22 protein-coding genes and 1 pseudogene are annotated in these 22,728 nt (G+C 71.8%); 5 read left to right on the top strand and 18 right to left on the bottom strand.

The window, feature by feature from the left end; translation table 11 throughout:
• Positions 1-128 precede the first annotated feature (128 nt).
• The 5 genes from G569_RS0143745 to G569_RS0143765 are packed head-to-tail and all read right to left on the bottom strand — an operon-like array spanning position 129 to position 5,253.
• Positions 129-1,166, bottom strand: coding sequence for a glycoside hydrolase family 130 protein (locus G569_RS0143745; protein ID WP_028068094.1), 1,038 nt, complete (start codon positions 1,164-1,166; stop codon positions 129-131).
• Positions 1,163-2,059: a carbohydrate ABC transporter permease gene (locus G569_RS0143750; RefSeq protein WP_028068095.1), complete on the bottom strand. Its 897-nt coding sequence runs from the start codon at positions 2,057-2,059 to the stop codon at positions 1,163-1,165. Before G569_RS0143750 ends, G569_RS0143745 begins: the two co-directional genes overlap by 4 nt.
• Entirely contained in the window at positions 2,059-2,976 is a 918-nt protein-coding gene (locus G569_RS0143755; RefSeq protein WP_028068096.1) for a carbohydrate ABC transporter permease, read from the bottom strand. Before G569_RS0143755 ends, G569_RS0143750 begins: the two co-directional genes overlap by 1 nt.
• Before the next feature lies 1 nt (position 2,977).
• Positions 2,978-4,261 (bottom strand): extracellular solute-binding protein, encoded by a 1,284-nt coding sequence (locus tag G569_RS0143760; RefSeq protein ID WP_028068097.1) that lies wholly within the window; start codon positions 4,259-4,261, stop codon positions 2,978-2,980.
• Complete coding sequence (locus G569_RS0143765; protein ID WP_211233274.1) at positions 4,258-5,253, bottom strand: LacI family DNA-binding transcriptional regulator; 996 nt, start codon at positions 5,251-5,253, stop codon at positions 4,258-4,260. Before G569_RS0143765 ends, G569_RS0143760 begins: the two co-directional genes overlap by 4 nt.
• A gap of 148 nt (positions 5,254-5,401) precedes the next feature.
• On the opposite strand from G569_RS0143765, the gene G569_RS65090 reads away from it, so the two are divergent.
• Both G569_RS65090 and G569_RS0143775 read left to right on the top strand, forming a co-directional pair.
• Entirely contained in the window at positions 5,402-7,501 is a 2,100-nt protein-coding gene (locus G569_RS65090) for a hypothetical protein (RefSeq protein ID WP_053227874.1), read from the top strand.
• 207 nt (positions 7,502-7,708) lie between these two features.
• Positions 7,709-8,224: a YfbR-like 5'-deoxynucleotidase gene (locus G569_RS0143775; RefSeq protein ID WP_157592727.1), complete on the top strand. Its 516-nt coding sequence runs from the start codon at positions 7,709-7,711 to the stop codon at positions 8,222-8,224.
• A 350-nt stretch (positions 8,225-8,574) separates the two neighbouring features.
• On the opposite strand, the gene G569_RS0143780 is transcribed toward G569_RS0143775, so the two are convergent.
• A complete protein-coding gene (locus G569_RS0143780) occupies positions 8,575-8,754 on the bottom strand; it encodes a CsbD family protein (RefSeq protein ID WP_028068100.1) in 180 nt (59 codons plus the stop codon).
• 68 nt (positions 8,755-8,822) lie between these two features.
• Here G569_RS0143780 and G569_RS56755 point away from each other — a divergent pair, with 68 nt between their 5' ends.
• Positions 8,823-9,617 (top strand): arginase family protein, encoded by a 795-nt coding sequence (locus G569_RS56755; RefSeq protein WP_157592728.1) that lies wholly within the window; start codon positions 8,823-8,825, stop codon positions 9,615-9,617.
• Positions 9,618-10,174: 557 nt separating this feature from the next.
• Here G569_RS56755 and G569_RS0143795 read toward each other — a convergent pair.
• The 5 genes from G569_RS0143795 to G569_RS0143820 all read right to left on the bottom strand — a co-directional run bounded on the left by G569_RS0143795 (position 10,175) and on the right by G569_RS0143820 (position 17,316).
• Positions 10,175-11,350: a branched-chain amino acid ABC transporter substrate-binding protein gene (locus tag G569_RS0143795; RefSeq protein ID WP_169542388.1), complete on the bottom strand. Its 1,176-nt coding sequence runs from the start codon at positions 11,348-11,350 to the stop codon at positions 10,175-10,177.
• Positions 11,351-11,422: 72 nt separating this feature from the next.
• Positions 11,423-13,753, bottom strand: coding sequence for an LVIVD repeat-containing protein (locus G569_RS60380; protein ID WP_053227876.1), 2,331 nt, complete (start codon positions 13,751-13,753; stop codon positions 11,423-11,425).
• A 185-nt stretch (positions 13,754-13,938) separates the two neighbouring features.
• Positions 13,939-15,675, bottom strand: coding sequence for a copper resistance protein CopC (locus tag G569_RS0143810; RefSeq protein WP_028068103.1), 1,737 nt, complete (start codon positions 15,673-15,675; stop codon positions 13,939-13,941).
• Positions 15,672-16,253 (bottom strand): DUF1775 domain-containing protein, encoded by a 582-nt coding sequence (locus G569_RS56765; protein WP_169542389.1) that lies wholly within the window; start codon positions 16,251-16,253, stop codon positions 15,672-15,674. Before G569_RS56765 ends, G569_RS0143810 begins: the two co-directional genes overlap by 4 nt.
• A gap of 202 nt (positions 16,254-16,455) precedes the next feature.
• Positions 16,456-17,316, bottom strand: coding sequence for a DUF8832 domain-containing protein (locus G569_RS0143820; RefSeq protein ID WP_157592729.1), 861 nt, complete (start codon positions 17,314-17,316; stop codon positions 16,456-16,458).
• A gap of 19 nt (positions 17,317-17,335) precedes the next feature.
• On the opposite strand from G569_RS0143820, the gene G569_RS0143825 reads away from it, so the two are divergent.
• The gene (locus tag G569_RS0143825; RefSeq protein ID WP_028068105.1) at positions 17,336-17,926 is read left to right on the top strand and encodes a hypothetical protein; all 591 of its coding nucleotides are present in this window, start codon (positions 17,336-17,338) and stop codon (positions 17,924-17,926) included.
• On the opposite strand, the gene G569_RS56770 is transcribed toward G569_RS0143825, so the two are convergent.
• The 3 genes and pseudogenes from G569_RS56770 to G569_RS66645 form a co-directional block, all read right to left on the bottom strand.
• Positions 17,843-18,805: a lysylphosphatidylglycerol synthase domain-containing protein gene (locus G569_RS56770; RefSeq protein WP_064750597.1), complete on the bottom strand. Its 963-nt coding sequence runs from the start codon at positions 18,803-18,805 to the stop codon at positions 17,843-17,845. The two genes, G569_RS0143825 and G569_RS56770, sit on opposite strands and share 84 nt — an antisense overlap.
• A complete protein-coding gene (locus tag G569_RS62135; RefSeq protein WP_053227878.1) occupies positions 18,805-19,167 on the bottom strand; it encodes a LysR substrate-binding domain-containing protein in 363 nt (120 codons plus the stop codon). Before G569_RS62135 ends, G569_RS56770 begins: the two co-directional genes overlap by 1 nt.
• A gap of 181 nt (positions 19,168-19,348) precedes the next feature.
• A pseudogene (locus G569_RS66645) lies at positions 19,349-19,549 on the bottom strand (helix-turn-helix domain-containing protein); the annotation flags it as partial.
• On the opposite strand from G569_RS66645, the gene G569_RS66650 reads away from it, so the two are divergent.
• Positions 19,475-20,002, top strand: coding sequence for an SDR family NAD(P)-dependent oxidoreductase (locus G569_RS66650; RefSeq protein ID WP_371683510.1), 528 nt, complete (start codon positions 19,475-19,477; stop codon positions 20,000-20,002). The pseudogene G569_RS66645 and the gene G569_RS66650 sit on opposite strands and share 75 nt — an antisense overlap.
• Here G569_RS66650 and G569_RS56780 read toward each other — a convergent pair.
• From G569_RS56780 to G569_RS0143860, 4 genes are all read right to left on the bottom strand, one after another.
• Positions 19,913-20,998 (bottom strand): AI-2E family transporter, encoded by a 1,086-nt coding sequence (locus tag G569_RS56780; RefSeq protein WP_053227879.1) that lies wholly within the window; start codon positions 20,996-20,998, stop codon positions 19,913-19,915. The two genes, G569_RS66650 and G569_RS56780, sit on opposite strands and share 90 nt — an antisense overlap.
• Positions 20,999-21,030: 32 nt before the next feature.
• Positions 21,031-21,585: a hypothetical protein gene (locus G569_RS0143850; protein ID WP_028068107.1), complete on the bottom strand. Its 555-nt coding sequence runs from the start codon at positions 21,583-21,585 to the stop codon at positions 21,031-21,033.
• 133 nt (positions 21,586-21,718) lie between these two features.
• Positions 21,719-22,222, bottom strand: coding sequence for a hypothetical protein (locus G569_RS56785; protein WP_053227880.1), 504 nt, complete (start codon positions 22,220-22,222; stop codon positions 21,719-21,721).
• Positions 22,223-22,233: 11 nt separating this feature from the next.
• Positions 22,234-22,689 (bottom strand): hypothetical protein, encoded by a 456-nt coding sequence (locus G569_RS0143860; protein WP_028068108.1) that lies wholly within the window; start codon positions 22,687-22,689, stop codon positions 22,234-22,236.
• Between the last annotated feature and the right edge of the window lie 39 nt (positions 22,690-22,728).

The raw sequence follows: 22,728 nt of genomic DNA on the forward strand, positions 1-22,728 counted from the left end.
TCGACGCCCGACGGTCCGCGGTTCCCGGGCGAGGCTCGATCGCGAGTGCTCGTGTTGCGTTTGACGGAGGTGGGCTCTGCCCTTTCCCGCGGACCGGGCGCGCCCTCCGGGAGCGCGCCTGGCGGACCTTAACCCTCCCGGTCCAGTCGCGCCACCCCGATCGAGGTGTCGGCCATGCCATAGAAGACGTAGAGCGCGCCCTCGATCTCCTCGATCGCGGTCGGGAAGACGACGTTGGGGACGGTGCCGACGAGCTCCTCGAGCGTCTCGGGCGAGAGCAGCGGCTCGGCCGTGCGGGCCAGCACCCGGGACGGATCGTCGAGGTCGAGCAGCAGTGCTCCCGCACGGTAACGGACGCCCTGCTGCTGGTCGGTGCCGTGGTCCAGCGTCCCCGTGACGCCGTGGTGGATCAGCAGCCAGCCCTCGTCGACGCGCACCGGCGGTGGCCCGGCGCCGATCTTCAGCGCCTCCCACTCGTACTCGCTCATCGCCACGAGCTTGTGGTCGCGCAGGCGGACGAGGTTGCGGATGTCGGCCTCGACCTCCGCCACCGGCACCGAGGAAAGCCAGATCCCGGGCCGGTCGTCCTCGATGCCGGCCGGCAGGAACGTCCCTTGGCCAGGAACGAGCCAGCCGATGTCCCACATCGGCCGGTGCAGCATCAGGTAGGAGCCGTTCACCGGCTCCGGGAACCAGACGCAGTCCTTGTTGGGGAACAGGTTCAGGTCGGTGTCGAGGTCGGGCTGGTAGGCGAAGTGCAGCGGACCGAGGCGGCGCCAGTGCTCCAGGTCCTCGGAGACGGCCTGCGCCGGTTTGGGCCCGAGCGGCCCGTAGGCCACGTAGGTCATCAGGTGCAGGCCGAGCGACGGGACCCACGTGACGCGCGGGTCCTCCACGCCGGCGTGGCCGGTGCCGCGCTCCCAACCCTCGTCGGGCTCGAGGACGACGCCGCGCCGCCGGACGCCCACCGGCACGCCGTCATCGAGCACGACCTCGGCCAGCCCGACGCGGGAGACGTTGCCCGCCGCGACGAGCCGCGGCAGCAGACACAGCGTGCCATCCGGGGTGCGCCCCGACGCCGGGTTGAGCACGCCCTCGGCCTCGTATGGATCGCCGTTGGGCGACATCACGACTCCCGCGCGCGCCAGCGCGAACCCAACCGTCATCCCTTGACCCCCGAGCCGATCTGCGTCGAGACGAAGTGCCGCTGGAACGCGATGAACAGCGCGACGGCGGGCGCGGCCAGCACGCAGGCGCCGGCCAGGATCGCGCCGAACGGATTCGCCGCACGCGCGGACACGGTGCTGATGTAGTTCGCCAACGACACGGCGAGGGGTTGCATCGACTGCTCCTTGGTCACGAGGAAGGGCCAGAGGAACTCGTTCCACGGACCGATGAACGTCAGCAGCACGGCGGTCAGCAGCGCCGGCTTGCACAGCGGGATCGCGATCCGGCGCAGGATCGTCAGCTCGCCCGCGCCGTCGATCCGCGCCGCCTCGAACAGCTCTTTCGGCAACTGCAGGAAGAACTGCCGGAAGACGAACACCGCCGTCGAGTTGATGGCGAACGGCAGGATCATGCCGAGGTAGGTGTCGGCGAGCCCGTAGTCGCGGACGATCAGGACGTAGAGCGGGACGGTCAGCAGCTGGAACGGCACGACCAACACCAGCATCACGGCCGCGAACACCGCGCCCTTGCCGCGGAACTGCAGCACGGCGAGCGCGTAGCCCGCCAACAGCCCGAAGACCACGGTGCACAGCAGGACGCCGCCGGTGAAGATGCCGGAGTTGATCAGCGTGCGACCGAGGTTGATCGCGCCGTCGATCTGCGAGTAGTTGTGCAGGGTGAGGTTGCCCGGGTGCGGGACCACGCCGGAGAGACCGGTGTTGGGCTCGCTCTGGAGCGAGCCGATCAGCATGTAGTAGAAGGGGAACACGAACAGCAGGGCGCCGGCGAACAGCGCCACGAGCCGGAGCGCGTTGCCCTTGCTGCGGGGGTCGGTGCGCACCTCGGGCTGCGGGACCGCGGCTGCGCGCTTCGGAAGGACTTCGGTCGCCATCATGCACGCTCCTCGAGCAGTCGCCGGCTCAGCAGCGAGAGCACGCCCACGCCGAGCACGAGGATGATCCCGATCGCCGCCGCGATGTCCGGCTGGCCCTGCTCGATGCCCTTCTGGTACATCAGCAGCACAGGCGTCGTGGACGCGCCGTCGGGACCGCCGCCACCGGTCAGCAGGTACGGCTCGGTGAAGAGGTTGGCGCCGGTGATCGTGGCCAGGACGACGACCAGCACCGTGGCCGGGCGGACACCCGGCACGGTCACGTTGCGAAACGACTGCCAGCGGCCGGCACCGTCGACGGTCGCCGCGTCATAGAGCTCCTTCGGAACGTTCTGCAACGCCGCGAGGTAGAGCAGGATGAAGAAGCCTGCCTGCTTCCAGGCCACGAACACGGCGATCGTCGGCATCGCCAAGAACGAGTTCACGAGCCAGCTCGGGGCGGGCGCCAGCGGGCCGAGCACGGTGTTCACGAGGCCCTGGCGGCTGAACAGCCACAGCCACACCGCGATCACCGCGACGCTCGCGGTCACGTACGGGATGTAGTAGGCCGCGCGCAGGAACCCGCGGAACGGGATCGCCGCGTTCAGCGCGACCGCCAGGCCGAGCGCGATGATCACCGTCAGGGGGACGTTGATGGCGATGAAGATGCCGACGTGCAGGAACGAGGCGCGCACGTCGGGGTCGCTGAGCACGGTCGAGAAGTTGTGCAGACCGACCCACGGGCGATCGACGATCGCCCCCGGGGCGGCGAAGAAGTAGTCGTGCACCGACATGTAGACGCTGAACGCGAGCGGGTACGCGAAGATCGCGAACAGGAAGACGACGTAGGGCGTGACGAACGCCAGCCCCAGCGGGTGCCGCCCGAGGGGTCTCCTCCTCGGACGGCGGCGGACCGGGGCGACCGTGGCCGCGGTCATGTCATGCCCCTTCCTTGGCCAACTCCTGGACCTTGCCGGAGGCCTGGTCGAGCGCCTGCGCCGGCGCTTGTTTGCCGAAGATGACGGACTTCGAATAGGCGTCGCGGAAGGTCTGCCAGATCGTGACGCTGTTGGCCACGTTCGGCACCTCGACGGTGCGCGCGGCCTGCTCGGCGAACGGCATGTACTCCTTCTTGGACTCGAAGAACTGCGGGTACGTGCCGGTCAGGTCCTCGCGCATCGGCATCTGCCCGCTGGCGGTCAGGAAGGCGCCGTCCTGCTCCTTGGAGGTGGCGAACTTGAGGACGTCCCAGGCGGTCCCGCGGTTCTTGCAGGCGCTGTACATCGCGATCGACTTCTCATCGGAGAACGTCTGGACGTCGCCCGCCGGCTTGGCGTCGGACGTCGGCACGGGCGCGACGCCCCAGTCGACCTTGTCGCCGTAGACCGCGATCGCCCACGGGCCGACGATCGCCATCGCGGCCTTGCCGTCCGCGAACGCGTCGCCGTTGTACTTCTCGTTGGGCGCGAGGTTCTCGCTGTAGAGCGTCTTCCAGAAGTCGGCGACCTGCTGGCCCTCGGGCGAGTCGAACTGCGGCTTGCCGTCCTGCACGAGCTGCTTGCCCGTGGCGGCGATGAAGAGCGGGTAGTAGTCGAACCAGGACTGGTAGAACTCGCTCGTCGGCGCCGGGTAGATCGCTGCCTGCGCCGCCTTGCTCGACACGATCTTGCGGGCGGTGTCGAGGAACTGGCTGTAGGTCGCCAGCGGCGGGTTGTCCGGGTCGATCCCGGCCTTCTTGAAGAGCTTCTTGTTGTAGAAGATCATCACCGGGTTGGACTTCCAGGGCAGCTGGTAGTACTTGCCGTCCGGGCTCGCGTACTGCTTGGCCGCCGCGCCCGTCCTGCTCTCGACGTACTGCTTGCCGCCGGGCATGTCGTCGAGCGCGACCAGGCCCCCCTGCTTCTGGAAGCCGGGCACGGCCGCGGGGCTCGTGTTGAACACCAGGCACGGCGCGTTGCCGGCCGTGATCGCGGCGCCGATGACCTCCTCGGAGCTCTTGCCCGTCGGGATCTCCTGGCCGGTCACCTTCTCGTTCGGATGCGCGGTGTTCCACGCGGTGACCATCGTCTTGGCCCAGGCGACTTCCTCCTGGTTGTTCGAGTACCAGACCTTGATCGGGCCGCGCGCTTGGGCGGCCTCCTTCGTCGAGCTCCCCCCGCCTCCACCGCAGGCCGCGGCGAACACGGTGGTGACGATCAGGGTTCCAACCAGATAGGGCTTCATGTTGAGGGACTCCTCTCGGTCGAGGCCCGCACCACGAGCCGAGCGGGCTCGAGCCCGACATCGGTGGCGCGACCGTCGATCGCGTCCAGCAGGACGCGCGTTGCCGTCCGGCCCCAGGTGACTGGGTCCGAACGGACGGATGTGAGTGGCGGATACACGTGGGCCGCGAGTTCAGAGTCCTCGTAGCCCACGAGCGAGAGGTCGCGCGGCGGGGCCAGGCCCAGCTCGTGCGCGACCGTGAGCCCGGCGATCGCCATCGTGTCGTTCGCGTAGACGATGGCGGTGGGTCGGTCTTCGGCGCCGAGCAGCACGCGCGTGGCGTGCGCCCCGGCGGCGGCGGTGAAGTCGGCGATCGCGACGAGGTCGGTCTTCAGGCCGAGCCTCGTCATGGCCTCGGTCCAGACGGTCTGGCGACGGGCGCCGTGCAGCATGTCGGGCCGGCCGGCGACGTACGCGATGCGGGTGTGGCCGAGCTGCGCGAGGTGCTCGACCGCGCCCGCGACGCCGGGGGCGTCGTCCTGGCAGACCGCCGGGAACGGACTCGGGACGTCGGGGCGGTTGAGGGTGACGGCCTGGAGCTTGAGCTCCTCCAGCAGCGGGATCCGCGGATCGTTGAACCGCAGGTCGGCGACGATCACGCCGTCCACGCGCTCGCTGCGCGCGAGGTGGCGGTAGCGGGCGAGCTCCTGCTCGAGGTCGTCGCCGACCATGTGCAGCAACAGCGACTGGCTCCGGTCGGCCAGCTCGAGCTCGATACCCGCGATGAACGCCGGGAAGAACGGGTCGGCACTGAGCAGGAGCGGATCGCGCGCGATGACCAGGCCGATCGTGTGCTCCTTGCGCCCGCCGAGCGAGCGGGCAGACGCGCTGGGCTCCCAGCCGAGCTCGTCAGCGACCTTGAGGATCCGGTTCCGGGTGGCATCGGCCACGCCCGGACGGCCGTTGAGCGCGAACGAGACCGCCGCGGTCGAGACGCCCGCATGGCGCGCCACATCGACGATCGTCGGCCCCCGCCGGCGTTTGCTCGGTTCCCTCACCGAGGCGTTTATCCCCGTTTATGAAGGGTATAAAACGTTTAAGCTCCAGGGAGGTCGTCCGATGGTCCGTCGTCTGTTGTTCGCGTGCGTGTTCCTATTGCTCATGCCAGGGGTCGCCCGCGCCGCACCGCTGACCAACACCGCACATCTCGACTTCCTGGGTGACACCGTGAGGCCCCCTTCGCAGGCGGGCCACTCCACGTTCGGGAGCGGGCCGATCGGCGTACTGTGGACGTACGCGGACCGCAACGCCGACGGGTCGTATCGCCGCGTCGGCGGCGGGACCTACGACCCGGCCGCGAACACCTACGGTCAGGGCGCGTTCAATGCCGACGACATCGCCCGCGCTGCCGTCGTCTACACGCGGCACTGGCGAGATACGCACTCGTCCGTATCTCGTACGCGCGCATACGCACTCCTACGTGGTCTTGCGTATCTGCAGTCGCCGAACGGCAACGTCGTGCTCTGGATGCAGCCGGACGGGACCCTGAACCCTTCTGCAGAGCCGGTTGAGCTGCCTGACCCGTCCGATTCCGGCCCGTCCTACTGGCTCGCCCGCACCGTGTGGGCGTATGGCGAGGGTTATCGCGCCTTTCGTGACGAGAATCCGCCGTTTGCGCAATTTCTCCGCAATCGCCTCGAGCTCGCGTTGCGCGCGTTGGAGCGCGAAGTGTTGACGAAGTATCCGCAGACGCAGGTCGTCGACGGGCGCCGTGTGCCGTCGTGGCTGATCGTCGACGGAGCCGATGCCACCGCCGAGGCGATGCTCGGTCTCCGCGCCTACCTCGACGCCGGCGGCTCCCCGGCCGCCGCCCGCGCGCTCGACCGCTTCGCGGAGGGCGTCGCGGCGATGGGCACCCCGGCGGGCGACGAATGGCCGTACGGCGCGGTGCTGCCGTGGGCGCAGTCGCGCTCGATCTGGCACGCCTGGGCGTCCCAGATGCCCGCCGCTCTCGCCGCCGCGGCGACCACGGGAGGCGGAGCGCCGCGCGCCGGCCAGCCGGCCGACGGCGACGCCACCGTGGGTGACGGAGCGCCGCGAGCCGGCCAGCCGGCCGATGGCGACGCCACCGTGGGTGACGGAGCGCCGCGAGCCGGCCAGCCGGCCGATGGCGACGCCGGTGCGACCACGGGTGACGGGGCGCCGCGAGCCGGCGAGCCGGCCGACGGCGCGGCCGGTGGGCGAGGCCGCGCGCTCGGCGTCGCGGTCGCGGACGCGGCGTCGTTCACGCCGCATCTCCTCGTCGCGGGCGGCCCGCAGAACGGGTGGAACCCCTCACCGAGCGACGGGACGCAGATCGCCTACGGCGCCGACTCGCGGCTGCAGTCGCTGCTCGCCGTCGCCTCGGCCGCACGGCGGCCGGGTTTGCGACGGCTCGCCGGGGTCGCCGCGTCGTGGTACTTCGGCAACAACCCCGCGGGCGCGGCGATGTACGACCCCGCGACCGGTGTCACCTTCGACGGGGTGTCCGCGGACGGGACGATCAACCGCAACAGCGGCGCGGAGTCCACGATCCACGGGCTGCTGTCGATGCTCGCGATCGACGCGGCGCCGGACGTCGCGGCCGCTGCGAGGATCGCGCAGCCGGTCGCCCGCCACACGTGGAAGCTGCTCGAGGCCGAGTCGGCGACGCTCGCGGGCGGTGCGACCGTTGTGACACCGACCGACAGCTGGACCGGGGAGAGCGGGTGGAGCGGCGGCGCGTACGCCCGGATGCCCGCCGGCGCGAGCGTCGCGTTCGCGGCGCAAGGCGAGCCCGGGCTGGTGGAACCAGTCGCCTTCCGCACGGCCGATCGCACCGGCGGGTTCACGAAGTGGGGCCCGCTCGGCACGCTGTCGCACGTCGACGCGGGCGCGCAGGGCGTGTCGGCGATCCCCGGCCTGCTCGAGATCCAGACGCTTTCGCGGCCGTCGGACGGCAGCGCGTTCGCGGCGACGTCGACCGGCACGACCGCCCTCGACGGGGTCCTGTTCCAGCCGCTCGTCGAGTCGGTGACGCTCGCGGGCGACGGCCGCGGCCAGGCGCTCGCGCGCTCGTTCGCGCCGGGCCGCCAGGTGGCGACGCTGACCGTTCCGGGCGCCGGTCGCATCCGGGCGACGAGCTACGACGCGACCGGCCGCGAGGCCGCGAGCGGCCGCGGGGACGGGGCGACGGTCGCGATCGCGATCCCACCCGGAGGCTTCGCCATCGCTGAACGCTGACCCCTTGGCGTGGCAGACGGAGCGATCGGCTCGTCGGTCTGCGCGAGCTTGGGGGGTGGGTGACAGGAGAGTCCACAGCGGACCTCCACGTCGCCCACCCCCCCACCTCGCGCAGCCGACCGAGGGGCGGCGTGTCGCCCGGGGTGGCTGTGGTACGAATGACGAGTGGAGCCCGGACCGTTCATCCAGACCCTGTCGGGTCGCCGCGTGAACCCCCTCGACGCCGCGCCTGACGACATCGACCCGGCCGACATCGCCAACGCGCTCGCGAACCTGTGCCGGTTCGGCGGACACAGCCGCGGGTTCTACTCGGTCGCGCAGCACTCGGTGATCGTGTGCGACCTGCTCGAGGAGCAAGGCGCCACGCCCGACGAGTTGATGGCCGCGCTGCTGCACGACGCCGCCGAGGCCTATCTCGGCGACCTCCCCCACCCGATCAAGCACCGCAGCGAGCTCGGCGCGAACTTCCGCGCGGCGGAGAAGCAGCTGGAGGCGGTGATCGTCGAGCGTTTCGCCCTGCCCGAGGCCTCCGCGCGCATCAAGCCGCTCGACCGCGCCCTGCTGGCCACCGAGCGCCGCATCTTCAGCACGGTCAGCTGGGAGTGGCCGGAGCTCGACGGCGTCGAGCCGCTCGACCTCGTCATCGAGCCGTGGCTCCCCGACCGCGCCCGCGAGGAGTTCACGCGCCGCTACGACGCCCTCGCCGCTCTGCGGCAGAGCTGAACGGCGAGACGCCGCGCGGGGCGCGGGGCGCGGGCGGCGCGGGGCAGGACGCGGGGCGCGGGCGCGAGGCGCAGGGCGCGGGCGCGCAGGGCACGGGCGCGAAGCGCAGGGCGTGGGCGCGCGGCGCAGGGCGTGGGCGCGCGGCGCAGGGCGTGGGCGCGCGGCGCGAGGGCAGGACGTGGGCGCGCGGCGCGAGGCGCAGGACGTGGGCGCGCGGCGCGAGGCGCGAGGCGCAGGGCGCGGGCGCGCGGCGCGGGGCGCGCGGCCGGGCGCGGGCGCGCGGCGCGGGGCGCAAGGCGCCGCGACGCATCGCGGCGCGCCCTCCCGGAGGAGGGCGCGGCGTGCGGTGGTCAGTCGCGGTCGCGGTTCACGGTGTCCTTGACCTTGTCGGCGGCGTCGCCGACCTTGTCCTTCACCGTGCCCGAGGCGCGGTCGACCTTGCCCTCGCGCTTGAGGCCGTCGTCGCCGGTGAGCGCACCCGCGGCTTCCTTCGTGCGGCCCTTGAGCTCGTCGGTCTTGCCATCGCCCATGAGAGGCTCCTTTCAGAAGAGAGAACGCTTGGCTCTACCCGGAGCGGGCGCGGTTCATCATCGTGTTCATGCATCTGACCGCGGTCGACGCCCGCATCTCGGAGGACACGCCCCGCGACCTGCGTGGGGTCAGGGAGCTGCGCACCCGGCTCGAGGCCGCGTACGGCACGAAGGCGCTCACGATCGAAGGCCGCCAGGGACCGTTCGAGCGCACGCACTGGCGCGATGACCTCGCCGCGTCCGAGGCGGTGCTGCGCGAGGCGGCCGAGCGGGTCCCGGGCGTGATCCTGGCGAGTGACTGCTCGCTCGCGCTCGCCACGCTCCCACGCGCGAACGCCACCGTCCTCTGGCTCGACGCCCACGCCGACTACGACACCCCGTCAACCCAGACCTACGACTTCCTCGGCTGCATGAGCCTCGCGGGCGCGACCGGCGCCTGGGAGAGCCCGTTCGGGGCGATCGATCCGCGGCGGGTCGTCCACGTCGGCGCCCGCTCGCAGCCGGGGGACTTCGACTACGCCGGGCAGGAGCAGGGGCGCGGGGAACTGAAGGCGATGCTCCCGGCCACAGCGACGTTGGACGAGATCGCGGAGGCGCTCGGGCCCGGCCCCGTATACGTCCACTTCGACCCGGACGTGCTCGACCCGTCGATCAACCCGATCCCCTACGGCCGCCCGAACGGGATGACCGAAGCGAACGTCCGCGCGATCGCCGACGCGATCACGCCGGTCGGCCTAGAGCTCTGCGCCTTCCACTCCGCCGACGACGCCGGCACCCGGGACCGGGTGGCCGCCTTGCTCGTCGACCTGGTCACGGCGTTTCTTCCGCCGCCGGAACGCGAAGAAGCCGACGCCCAGGGCTAGCGCGACGACCGCGGCGCCGACGAGCTTCGGCAACGCCGACCCGAAGCTGACCCCGTGCAGCTCGGCCAGCCGCCGCACCGCCACCTCGCCGGCCGCGGCGTAGTCCTGCCCCGGCTTCGCCAGCCCCGCCAAGGCGCGCTGGTCGGCCTTGGACGGCTCCTCCTTCTCGCACGGGTCGACGTAGCCCTCGGCCCGTTTCAAGCCGACGCAGTTGTAGATGCCGTAGCCGTTGGGCATCACGACCAGCACCCAGTCGGAGTTGAACTGGGCGAGCTCCTGCGCGAGGAACTTCGAGTACAGCTGCGGCTGCTTGAACAGCTGCGGGACCGACCCGAGATCGAAGTCGTGGGCGATCATCGCCACCCGCACCGAGTAGCCCTTCGACCGCGCCTTGTCGATCGTCGATTCCAAGGCGGACGTCGACGAGCGGGGCAGCTTGAGCTGGTACGGGTAGAACACCCGCTCCTTGATCAGGACGTCCGAGGCGGGATCGCCGTCGGCCCGCGCGAGCGCGACGGGCCAGACGACGAGCAACGCCGCGACGAGCGCGGCGAGTCTCACCCCAACGAGTCTGTACGCAGTGACCGCTCCCAAGTGAAGGCTCCGTTCTTCACCTTGAGGATGACGCGGTTGTCGTACAAGAGCGTGTGATCGTGGGCGAAGCGCACGACGCCCAGCGAGTTGACGAAGTTCATGTCCAGCGTCGAGATCTGGGAGGCGACCTTCGCCCCGTCGGTCGACTTCGCGCGGGCGACGCCGTGGGCGAGGGTGCGGATCGAGTCGTAGCCCTGCTGGGCGTCGAACCCGGGCGCGCGACCGTAGGCGGCCTTGAACTTGTCGGCCCAGCCCGAGGCCATCGGCGTGTTCTGACCGGTCGCGGTGGCGAGCACGTACGTGCCATCGCCCGCAGCGCCCGCCGCGGAGAGGAACGCGGGGTCCTCGTTGCCCGAGGTCACCGTGAAGGTCCCCTTGTAGCCGGCGTCGCGGAGCGCGGCGATCAGTTCGCCGCCCTTCTCGGGCGCACCGGTCCAGAGGATGAAGTTCGGCTTGGCGGCGACCGCCGCCGCGGCGATCGTGTCCAGCTTGGGCCCGCCCGGCTCGACCGTCTGCAACGACACGAGCTTGGGCGTCTTGTCGATCAGCCCGATCGCCTCGCGGGCGAGCGTCTTGGACTCGGCCGAGTCGTCCTGGACGACCGCGAGCCGGTCGGCCTCCTTGTAGTTCATCCAGAACGTCGAGGAGAGCGCCTGCTGGTAGACCGTCCCGTTCATCTGGAACGTCGATTGCAGGTCCTCACTGACCAGACCGTTCTGGGTGGCCGAGGTGACCAGGAACGGGATCCCGGTCGAGTCGATGACCGGTACCTCGCGCTCGGCGGCGGCGTCGCACATGCCGCCGATCACGCCGGCGGTGGCATCGTCACCGTCGGAGATGAAGGACTTCGCCGCCTCGTAGGCGACGTTGGGATCGCACGCGTCGTCGACGACGCTGAGCGCCACCTTCTTGCCGAGCACGCCGCCGGAGCCATTGAGCTCCTTGACGGCGAGGTTCGCGCCGTCCATCAGGTCCTTGGCGCGGGTGCCGAGCTCTCCCTGGCGCTGCACCGGAGCGAGGACGCCGAACGTCAGCGTCCCGGTCAGCTGCGGCGTCGTGTCCGCCTTCTTGTTGCCGCCGCACCCGCCCGCGACGAGCCCGGTCACCACGAGCGCCGCGACGGCGCCTTTCCGTACCACGATCAAACGTCTCCCTTGCAAAAACACGAGCGGGCCGCCCATCGAGGGCGGCCCGCTCGCCATGTCACTTCGCTACGGCGTCGTCGTCGACAGCGTAAACGTCAGCGTCTTGTTGTAGGCGCCCGTGCGGAGCGCGTCGCCGGCCGAGACGTGCTGGCCGAACGTGATCGACACCGTGTCGTTGCTCGTCGGCCCGGTGTAGGTGAGCAGGCCGGTCGGAGCGGACGAGCCGCCCACGTCCTTGAGCGCGCCACCGGTGCCGGCCGGGCTCGACGCCTTGGCCTGCAGCGAGGACGGCAGCGAGAACGCGCCGTTGACGAGGTGGCCGGTCGCCGTCGCCGACGGGTCGGCCACGGCGAGCGCGCCGTCGCCGGCGGTCGAGATGACGTTGGCCGTCGTCGACGCCGTGTAGTCCTTCGCGATGCCCGGCGTGAACGCGCCGAACGCGGCCGGCGTGCCCATCGTCAGCGCCAGCGTGGCGGGGACGGTGCCGCCGGCCGGGCTCGTGACGTTGGTCGTCTTGGCCGGGGTCTGCGAGTCGTCGCAGGAGTTCCAGCAGACCTTCGGCTGCACGACGCCCTTGATCGGGTCCGTGAAGCGCAGGACGTCGACGCCACGGGAGTAGTCCGCGACGTACACGTAGCCGTTGTGCCAGTACGCGGCCGAGGCGTTGTTGGCGATCTGGGCCGGGTTGCCGCCGGAGGCCGCGACCGCGGGAACGCGGAAGTAGGCCGCCTGCTTGATGTCGGTCGGGTCGGACACGTCGAGGATGCGCGTGCCCTGGGCGTAGAACGCGATCGCGACCATGTCGCCCTGGACCGTGAACCAGTGCGCCGAGCAGCTCGAGCCGTTGACGGAGCCCGGGAGGTCCTTGGGCGTGTAGTCGTCGAGCTTCTCGATGAAGTAGCGCTTGGTCGGATCGGTGGCGACCCACTTCGGGTCCCACGCCTGGCCGTTGTAGCTGCCCGCGAGGTTCGCGGTGACGAAGCGGCCGGAGCCGCCGCCCGAGGTCGACGTGCAGCTGGTGACGTTCTCCTGCGTGACGTACTGCAGGTCGGTCTTGTTGAACGTCCGCCCGCCCGGGGTGGTGATCGTGGCCGGGGACTTGTCCGAGGCCGCCTGGGTGCGGTGGTAGGAGTTGTGCTCGATGCTCACCTGCGCGTACTGCGCGTCGGACTCGAGCGTCGGGACGCCGCCGCCGGCGTACGGGACCGGGTCGGTCGCCGTGGCCCAGCGGTCGGTGTTGGTCGTCGGGTCGTGGTGGAAGCCGTTGGTGTAGTAGCCGCGGACGCCGCCGAAGCCGGACGTCCAGGCGACGCCGTTCTGGTCGACGTCGACCGAGTGCGTGTACGCGGTCGTGTTGTTGTTGCGCTTGGTGTCGACCGGGTTGGCGTACGTGTACGGGTGGACCGGGTCGCGCACGTCGGTCACGAAGGACGGGACGCCCGTCCACTCGGGATGCAGCACGCCCGCGCCGTCCTGCGGCTGGCCGTTGACGGCGGTGCCGTTGTTGGCCGGGCCGACGCTCCAGAGGTAGCGGCAGTCGTTGATGCAGGTGGCCGTGTGACCGGCCGGGACCCAGTGGTAGGAGACGACCTGCGGGTTCCACGGGTTGCTGACATCGATGATGTAGAGGCCCGTGCGGCCGCCCGGGTGGCCGTTGTTGCCGAACGAGCGCGGGTCGCGGGCCAGGAAGGCGAGCTTGCGGCGCGAGTCGACCGTGGGGTTCTCACCCTCGTAGAAGCGGCCGTTGGGCGTGTCGGCCGCGACGTCGCGGTTGCCGAAGTGGCCCGCGGGCTGCTCGAGCTGCTTGGACGTGACGCCGCCGACGAAGAGCGGCTTCTCGGCGTCCTTGAGCGACCAGATCGAAAGGCCGCCGGTGCCATCGCCCAGCAGGAAGTCGTAGCCGAGGTTCTCGAAGTGGATGAAGTTCGCGCCGGCGTAGTTGCCGTTCGCGTTGCTCGGGTTGGCGACCTGGTTGGAGAGGCCGCGCGAGTTCGAGAGCCACTCGATGTTGTCGCTCTTGACCGCGCCGTTGGCCGTCTGGTGCGAGTCTGCCGGAAGCGTCGGGCTCGCCGGCTCGGTCGCGATGCCACCGTTGACCATCGACAGCGACTTCGACTCGGCGTCGGCGTTCGCCGTCTTGGTGGCGCACTTGGCCGCGTCGGCGGCGGCCGTGGCCTGCTTGGCCACGTTGCCCGGATCGGCGGCAGCGGCGGCGGCCGAGGCCGTCGCGGCGTCGCACGCCTGCTTCTTGAGCTCGTTCGCGCGGTCGACCGACGCCTGCGTCGTCTTCGCGATCGTGCCGGGATCGTCGCCGGGACCCTCCGGCGCGCCCTGTGCGAGCGCCGACCCGGCGCCCAATGTGCCCAGCAGGATCGCTGCCGACAGCAGCGAGCCCACAGCCCTACACCTACGACCCTCCATGCAGTTCCCCCTCATGAGACCCAGAGCTACAGGAGGCGAGCTTATGAGGAGCCTAAAGTCCGGTCAATGGAGCGTCGCGTTGAGGAGGCTCAACGCGACGATTGCCGCAACGATCCCTAGACAAACGGCGAGGAGCGAAAGCAGGAAGCGGCGGCGGACGCTCATCCGTTGGCCCTGTCGAGGATCGTCACGGTGAATGGCGCGGCGCCTGGCGGCTCGACGTCGAACGTCAACCCCCAGTGACCGACCATCACCAGCGCGGGCGCGTCGCGGCCGTAGGTGCCGGGCGCGGACTCGTCGAGCGTGTAGGACTGCGTGCCCATCTCCATGTCGAGCATGGCGAAGCCGGCGGTCACCCGCGCGCCTTCGACGGGCTTGCCACCGCGCTTGATGGTGACCTCGAACCGGTTCGGCACCGCGGCACGGTTCGGTGCGACCTCGAGGGCGACCTCGTACCCGTTGTGCCGCACGGTCTCCGCGACCGCGCCCGGGCCGACCTTCGCCGCGGGCTTCCCGAGGTCGGCGACCGCCTTGGCGGGCGGGGCGAGGCTCGTGAGGATCGCGGCGGCGAAGACCGCGCCGATGACCGCGACCGCCTCACCCCCGACCAGGCGCCTGAGCGCGGGCGCCTCGCGTCCAGCGGCGATGCGGGGGCGGCTGCGCAGGAGGTTGACGGCGGCGAGGACGAGCGCCCCGAGCAGCAGCGCGATCTTGACCAGCAGCGACCGTCCATAGCCCGTCTGCCACAGGCTCGAGAGCGTCGGGAGCTGCAGGATCGCGGCGATCGTGCCGGTCACGAGCAGCGCGGCGACGGCGCCGATGGCGACGGTGGAGAACCGCGGCAGCGCGCGGCGGATCTGGGTCCGGCCGATCAGCAGCAGGCCGAGCAGGCCGCCGATCCAGATCGCGCCCGCGCTCAGGTGGACGAGGTCGAGGACCGTCGCGAGGCCGCGGGGCGAGGTCTGGCTCGGGTGGCCGGAGACGCCGGGGATGAGCAGCGTGGCGGCCGCGGCGAGGAGCGCGCCGCTCGTTGCCAGGATCTCGGCGACGGAGCGTCGTGCCCGGTCCGGGCGGTCGATCGCGAGCGCGATCGCGGCGGCGCCGACGAACAGCGCCAGGCACAGCTCGAAGCGCAGGTAGCCGCGGCCGAAGGCGGAGACGTCGAAGAGGGGCGCGAGCGCGGAGACGTCCAACGCGGAGCGCAGCGAGAACTGGGCGGTCGAGAGCAGCAGGTAGGCGGGGGCGGCGAGCAGCGCGATGACACACGCGATTGCGAACGGCTTGATCAGACGCGCCGGCCGCGCGATCAGGATCTGGAAGACGAACAGGCCGATCGCGACCATCGCCGCCAGGATCATGATCCAGCGCGCGGCGACCAGGCGGGGCGTGGCCGCGGTCTCGGACACCGTCGGGACGACGAATTGCGGCGCCGGGCCGGCGTTCGGGCCGACCGCGAACGTGAACGCGCCGCGGACCGGGTGCCCGTCGGCCGAGATCACCCGCCAGTAGACGAGGTACCACCCTTCGGGGACGTCCTTGAGCGGCACCGTGAGCGTCGTCGGGTCCTCGGTGCGGCGGACCGGGTCGCCGGCACGGACCTGCTTGCCGGCCGCGTCCGAGACGGAGACCGCGGCGAACCGCGGCTCGATCGGCTCGCTGAAGGTCAGCACGACCTCCTTGGGCGCCGGCGTGACGGTGCCGGCCGCGCTCGGGGCGGTGCGGACGAGCGCGGCGTGGGCGAACGCGGACGCGGGCGCGACGAGGACCGCGACGAGGGCGCACAGCGCGGCGGCGGCGCGGACGCGCGCGGCGGCGCGGCGCGGCGGCGACGCGGCGACAGCGCGGACTTGCGCGGCTGCGCGGCGCGGCGGCCGCGCGGCGACGGCGCGCCCCGTCACGCCAGCTCTCTCCCCTCGCCCGCCTTGAGCAGCAGCGCGATCGCCGCGCCGACGAAGGCCAGCGTCGCGATCACGAACGCGACCGTCGCGAGCGTCGAGCTGCCGCCGCCGCCCAGGGAGGTCTTCGCCTCGACCTGCGGTGCCGGGGTGTCGGAGCCGGCCGCCCCCGTCCACTCGACGACGCTGCCGTCGGAGTAGGTCTGGCGGACCTTGAAGTCGTAGGTCTTCGCGTCGCCCACGTCGCCCACGAACTGCAGAAGCGCGGCCTCGCCGGTCGGGACCTTGCCGCCCGACCAGGTCACCTTGCGGATCTCGACGTCCTCCCCGCTGCCCGACTGGTCGGTCTTGCGGGTCCAGCCGGGAGCGGCGGCGAACGAGTCGATGCCGAAGCCCGCCGGCGGGGTCAGCTCGATCTGGGTCGTCGTGACGCCCTCCTTCTCGGTGGGCACGGCGAGCGTGAAGACCTGGCTCGTGCGGGCGAGCACGGTCGGTGGGGTGAGCGTGGCGTGCGCGGACGCGCTGTCGGCGAGCGCGAGCGCGGCGATGATCGGCAACAGGGCCGCGAGCCTGCGGGGCAAGGACGTTCCTTTCGAAGAGTGGTCGCGTTCAGGACACGACGAGCGGCGGACCGCGAGCCCCGAAAGGACACGTGCGCGGACGACCCGCGCGATCGAGGTACACGCACCGCGCGGCTGCGCGGCAGGGGCGCTCATGCCGGGAATGCGTACGCGAGCGCGCGGCCGCACAGCACGATCAGCCCGACGGCGACCGCGGTGCGCATCACCGCACGGTCAGCGTGAAGGGCGCGGTCAGCACCTTGCCGCCGACCTTGGTCTGGATGAACAGCCGCCAGGTCCCCGGCACAGGCAGCAGCACGCCGATCTCGAGGTCGCCAGGCGTGGCCGACGTGCCCGTCACCGACGCTCCGCCGAGTTGGCTCGTGCAGCCGGTCGCGCCCGGGGCGCACACGTGCGTGTGGAAGTAGTCCAGCGAGCCTTCCTTGAAGAAGATCGCGTGTGCCAAAGCGCCGTAGTAGGGCGTGAACTCGGCGGGCTTGCCGTCCCGGTCGGTCACCGTGACCTTCAACAGCGACGCCTCGACCGCCTTCAGCTGCGGCGAGCCCTCCATCTTGAACGTGTAGCCGCCGACCTTCTGCGTGGCCGCGAACGGCGGGAGCGGCGCGGTCTTCGCCTGCCCACCCACGTCCATCCAGCGGAACAGCTGGAAGTTCTTCAGCGACCCGGATGCCTTCGGGTAGGCGTCGACGACGACCCGATACCGCCCGGGCTCCTTGAAGGTGACCTTGTCGTCGATCGTGCCGTCGGGCTTGACCGGCGGGTGGCGGTGGATGATCGTCGAGAGGTCGTCGCGGACGAAGAGCAGATGCACGCCGGTGTGCGGCCCGCTGCCCGTCGCGTACTCGGTGAGCGCCTGGCCGCTCGGCTGCTTGATCTCGAACGAGACGTCGGCGGGCGAGCCCGCCTCGGCCGCGTCGCCGGGCTGGAAGTCCGCCAGCTCGAAGGACTTCGCGGGCGCCGCCGCGGGCAGCACGGGCGCGCCGCTCTCCCCGCCGCCACCGCAGGCGGCCAGCAGCACGCCGGCGACCGCAAGAGCGGCCGACCGCTTCGACCAGGACCCCATCGAAAGCAACAATAGCCCCGTGTCGCGCACGCGGACAACGGCCGCCCTCGTCGCCCTGATCCTCTGTACAGGCTGTGGCGAGACGACCGTCACGCCCGAACCGGGGCTCGATCCGGCGGTCGCCGCGCGCGAGGGCGTCCTGCCGACGGCGATCGGCAAAGGCCCCGAGTTCGTCCCCGCGGCGCGCACCGTCGGCGCCTGCGAGCCGGGCGAGATCCAGGGCGCCCACCGCGCCCACCTCGAGCTCTTCGGCCGCCGGCGCGCGGTCGTCATCCCGGCCGGGATCGGGCTGGGAGCGCCGCTGCGGCGCGAGCATCACCGGATCGTCGACGCCGCCTGCCGCGCCGGCGCGCGCACGCTCGAGCCGACCGGCGTGATCGACTTCGACCGCACCGATCTCACCCTCGGCGATCTGTTCGCCACCTGGGGCGAGCCGCTGACGCGAACCCGCATGGCGGACTTCCGCGGTCGCGTGAGCGCGTTCGTCGGCGGGCGCCGCGTGAAGGGCGACCCGGCGAGGATCCCGCTACGCGACGGCGCGCAGATCGTCCTGCAGGTGGGCGGCTATGTCCCGCCGCACCGCACGTTCCTCTTTCCGCCGCGCGGCTGAGGCCCACAAGCGGTCCCCGCCCGCCCAGACGAGGAAGACCAGCGCGCCGGCCGTGCCTGTGGCGGTCATCAGCAGACCCGCGGCAGCGGTGGCGGCGACGCCTTGGGAGCCGAGGATCAGCACCGCCGCAGCGGCGCCGACCGCCGGGCCGACCGGCAGCTGACCGAGCGTCACGACCGCGATCAGCACGGCGATCGCGTCGAAGAACGACGCGTCCACGCCGACCGCGTGCAGCAGCATCCAGTTGCGGAAGATCTGGGAGAAGACGGCGACCAGCACCCAGCCGACCACGCGCGGGCCGCCGCGCGAGCAGCGGATCACGGCCAGGCCGCGCCACAGCTCGCGGCCGCGACACAGCGCGAGCCGCCGCAGCCCGGCGCCGCCCAGGACGATCACCACGAGTGCGAGCAGCGGCGACCACCACGGGAGGCCGAGCGGGCCGATCAGCGTGAAGGACGCCGCGGCCGCCAGCGTCGCCTCGACCGTCAGGATCGGCACCTCGGCGGCGATCAGCGTCGGCACCTTCGGGCAGTGCTCGCAGGTCGAGCGGCGAAGCGTGGCGATCCGCGCCGCCACGCCGAGCTGGCCGTTGAGCAGGCTGCCGAGGCCCTGCATGCTCGAAGCGCGGAAGAGGACCCTGCGCGGGATCTTCCCACCCGCGGCCTCGATCGTCAGATGCCAAGCCTCAGAGCGCGAGACCAGCGCGACCGTCTGCAGCGCCGCGGCCGCCGCGAGGATCCAGAGCGAGGCGCTGGAGAGCGCCGTCTCGAAATCGTCACGTCGCCCTGAGAGGGCGTAGACGAGCGCAGCGATCGTTATGAGCGCGCCGCCGCAAGCGACAGCAACGCGATGTCGGTGACCGAACAGGTCCTTGGACACTACCCAGTCGCGGCACCTTCATGACGCAGCGCGTCGATCAGAGCGGCGGCGCTCGGTGTCCGGTCCGGGCGGGTGACCGCGACCGCGGAGCGGCGGATCGGGATCGGCTCATCCACCTCGATCAACGCCACGCCAGGCGGCAGGACGGACGCGTGCAGCCCCGGGACGACGGCCACACCGAGGCCCGCGGCCACGAGCGCGAGCCGCGCGGTCCAGTCCCGGACGGCGTACGCGACCCGCGGGTCGACGAGACCCGGCCACGCCCCGAACGGCGAGTCCCCGGCCCCGGCGTCGCCCACGATCCACGGCTCGTCCGGCTGGGCGACGCGCAGCCTGGCGACCGCGCGCGGGACCAGCCCCATGAGCGCGGTCGGGTACGCACCGAGCGAGCCGCCCTTCCAGCCGGTCGCTGAGCCCGCCGAGCTCGAGCCGGGCGGCGTCGACGCGCTCGAGGATCGGCGCCGCGTGCCGCAGGAACACGGTCCCGGCTCCCGTCGGGCGCACGCCGCGGGCGTGGCGCTCGAACAAAGGCGCGCCCGCGGCCTGCTCCATCGCCGCGACCTGGCGCGAGATCGCGGACTGCGTGTAGCCGAGCGCATCCGCGGCCGCGGTGAACGAGCCGCGGGTGGCGACCTCCTGCACGACGCGCAGGCCGATGATCGTCAAGTCATGCGTAGTGCCTTCGGCGCGGTGTGGGTCACGCAGGCCGCGCTGCCGGTCCTGCGCGCCCAGCGCTCGGGCCACATCGTGCAGGTCTCGAGCGAGGGCGGCGTGACGGCCTACCCGTCGATCGGCGCCTATCACGCGTCCAAATGGGCGCTCGAAGGGCTCACGCAGTCGCTGATGGGCGAGGTCGAGCCGCTCGGCATCAAGGTCACGCTGATCGAGCCCGGCGGGTTCTCCACCGACTGGGCCGGACCGTCGGCCCTCGCGCTCCTCCGAGCTGCCGGGCTACGACGAGGTGCGTCGCGCGTTGGCGGACTCGTGGGCGCACGAGCCGGGCGACCCGTCCGCGACGCGCGCGGCGATCCTCGAGGTCGTGGACGCCGACGAGCCGCCGCGCCGCGTGTTCTTCGGCAGGTCCTCGCTGCGCACGGTCACCCGCGACTACCTCGCGCGGCTGACGACCTGGAAGGAGTGGGAACCGTTGTCGATCGCGGCGTGGGGCTCACGCCAGTAGCGCAGCGCCGCCGCTAAGACGGTCGCCACCGGCACCGCCAGGAACGCGCCCGGGATGCCCGCCAGGGTTCCGCCGAGTGCGACCGCCATCAGCACCACGATCGGGTGCAGCCGCAACCGCGGGCCGACGACCACCGGGTAGAGGACGTTGCCCTCGAGCTGCTGGATCAGGACGATCGCGGCGAGGACGATCAGCGCCGCCGTCGGCCCGTCGGCCACGAGCGCGACCAGCACGGCGGCCGCGCCGGCGGTCACCGCGCCGATGATCGGGAAGAACGCCGCGACCCACGTCAGCACGATCAGCGGCAGCGCGAGCGGGACGCCGACGATCAGCAGCACGGCGCCGATCAGCACCGCGTCGACGGTGGCCACGAAGACGACGCCGCGCGTGTAGTTGGTCAGCACCCTCCAGGCGCGGTCGCCGATCTCGGCCGCGGCGGCCTGCCGCGACTTCGGCAGCAGGTCGACGATGAATCCCCAGACGCGGTCGCCGTCTTTGACCAGGAAGAACGCGAGGAACACGATCAGCACGAGGCTCCCGAGCGCGCCGGCCGCGGAGGTGACGCCGGCCATCGCGCTTCCGCCCGCACGGTCGCGCAGCCGGTTGACGGCGTTCTGGATCGTCCGGTCGACCTCGGCGTGGGTCATCCCGGCCACCCGGTCGCCGACCTCATAGGCGACGCGGTGCGCGCCCTCCTGCACGCTGGTCCCGAGCTCGCTGAGACGGGCGATGAACGGCGGCAGGACGAGCGAGAGCAGCACCGCGAGGACGACGATCGCCAGCGCCACCGCCACGATCGCGGCGACGGCCGGGCGCATGCCCCGCCGCTCCAGGCCCGCCGCGACCGGGCGCAGCAGCGTGGCGAGCAGGACCGCGATCACGAACGGCAGCACGACCGCCATCAGGCGTCCGACCGCCCAGCCGGCGAGAAGCACGACCGCGGCGATGCCGAGCAGCGACCACGCCGCCGAGCCGGCACGCGTCAAGCGGGTCTGGGGCAGGACCGCGCGCATGGTGCCCGGACCCTTCCCACCTCACAACGGGTTCATTCCCCGGTCGTCAGAGCTCGTTGACACGCATCCCGCAGCGCCGCGGGCAGGTCGGCGCGGGCGATGGCCGACGTCAGCGCGCGGCGGCGGGGAGCGGAGATGTCCGGGGCGGCGTCGTGCAGCGCGGCGATCACCGCCGGCGCGAGCGGGCGGTGGTTCCGTGAGGCGTCCGCCGTGCCCTCCGCGGGGCGCTCGGCGAGCGCCCGGCGGAGCAGGTGGAGAAAGCGGGCCGCCAGCTCGTCGGGACGCTGGGCGGCGAGCCGCAGCGCGACCTCCAGCTCGCCCGCGACGAGCGCCTCCTCGATCAGGGTTCCCCAGGTGCGGGCGCGGATCCTCTCCCACGTGACCGTCACGGGGCCGGTGGCCGTCATCGCCAGCCGCTCGTCGGGGCGGGTCCGGCGGAGCACCGCGAACGCGGTCGCGGTCTGCGGGTAGCGGCGCAGGTACTCGAACGGGTGCAGCCGCTCGCCCGCCCGCTTCCACGCCGCGGGCTCACGCCGGAAGGCCTCGATCACGTCCCCGGGCGGGAACGACTCGAGCGTCTCGAGCACGCGCCGGCGTTCCGAGCGCGGAAGCGACGAGGACCGCTCTTCCAGGCACCGCAGGATGGAGGCGAGGGATGGAGAGCGGACGCACCGCTCGGTCGGCAAAGCACGTCCTGAAGCCATCCCTCGCTCCGTCAGGCTAGCCGCGCGTCTGCGCGCGGAACCACTCGAGGAACTCCGGGTTCTTGCCCAGCGTCGCCGCGTCGAGCTCGACGAAGCGCTCCAGCAGCTCACGATCGGGCGCGCGGTCGAGGATCTGCTCGAGCAGCCCGGGGTCGCCGCCGCGGCGGTGCCACACCCAGTACGGCGCGTCGTGGAGGGCGAGCGTGTCGGCGATCCGGCGCGGGCACCCGTGGCGGTCGGCGAAGCGCTTGGCGAGCAGCGCGTGGTCGGTGTCCGGCGAGTACGGGAGGCCTTCGCGGGCGTCGACCTTGAACGTGTCGTGCAGCAGCGTGAGGAGCCGCAGGTCGGCGCGCAGCGGGTCGCCCGGGTCGATCTCGTCGAGCATCATCGCGACGTGGCGGCCGACCGCGCCCTCGGGATGGCCGTGCCGGGGGCTCCCCCACGCCCACCCGCGCTGGAGCTGCGGGTCCTCCAGCAGCCGCTGCTCCAGGTCGGACTCGGGGTCGAACCACTCGATCACGGCATGGGATTTCAGCGCACCTTGATCTTCGCCACGATGTCGGAGTCGTTGGAGTCGCCGACCGTCTCGTTGGAGACGACCTTCCCGGTGGCGTCGAGGTACTTGCCCGAGCCGCCGATCAGCGTGTTCCCGCGGAAGATCAGCAGCGAGCCGCCGATCGCGACGTGGGCGATGCAGTCGGGCTCCGGGGCCGAGGTGAACGTGCAGACGACGTGCTCGGAGGCGGTCGACTTCTTCGCGTGCCTGGCGTGGTTCCCGGCGAAGTCGGAGGAGTAGATGTCGAGCCGGTCGCCGGCGACGGGCGGGCCGGTCGGGGTGTCGACGACGGTTCCGTCGGCGTGGGTCAGCGTGAGCTTGTCGACCTTCGAGAAGAAGCGCAGGGTCTCGGTCTTGGCCGACGCCGAGGCGGCGGGAACGAGCACGAGCGCGGCGGTCAGGGCGATCGTGCGGAGCGGGTGATTGAGCATGCTGCAGACGCTACGTTTGGCTCTGCAGCGCGGCTACAG

The organism is Solirubrobacter soli DSM 22325, from assembly GCF_000423665.1.
Lineage (GTDB): Bacteria > Actinomycetota > Thermoleophilia > Solirubrobacterales > Solirubrobacteraceae > Solirubrobacter > Solirubrobacter soli.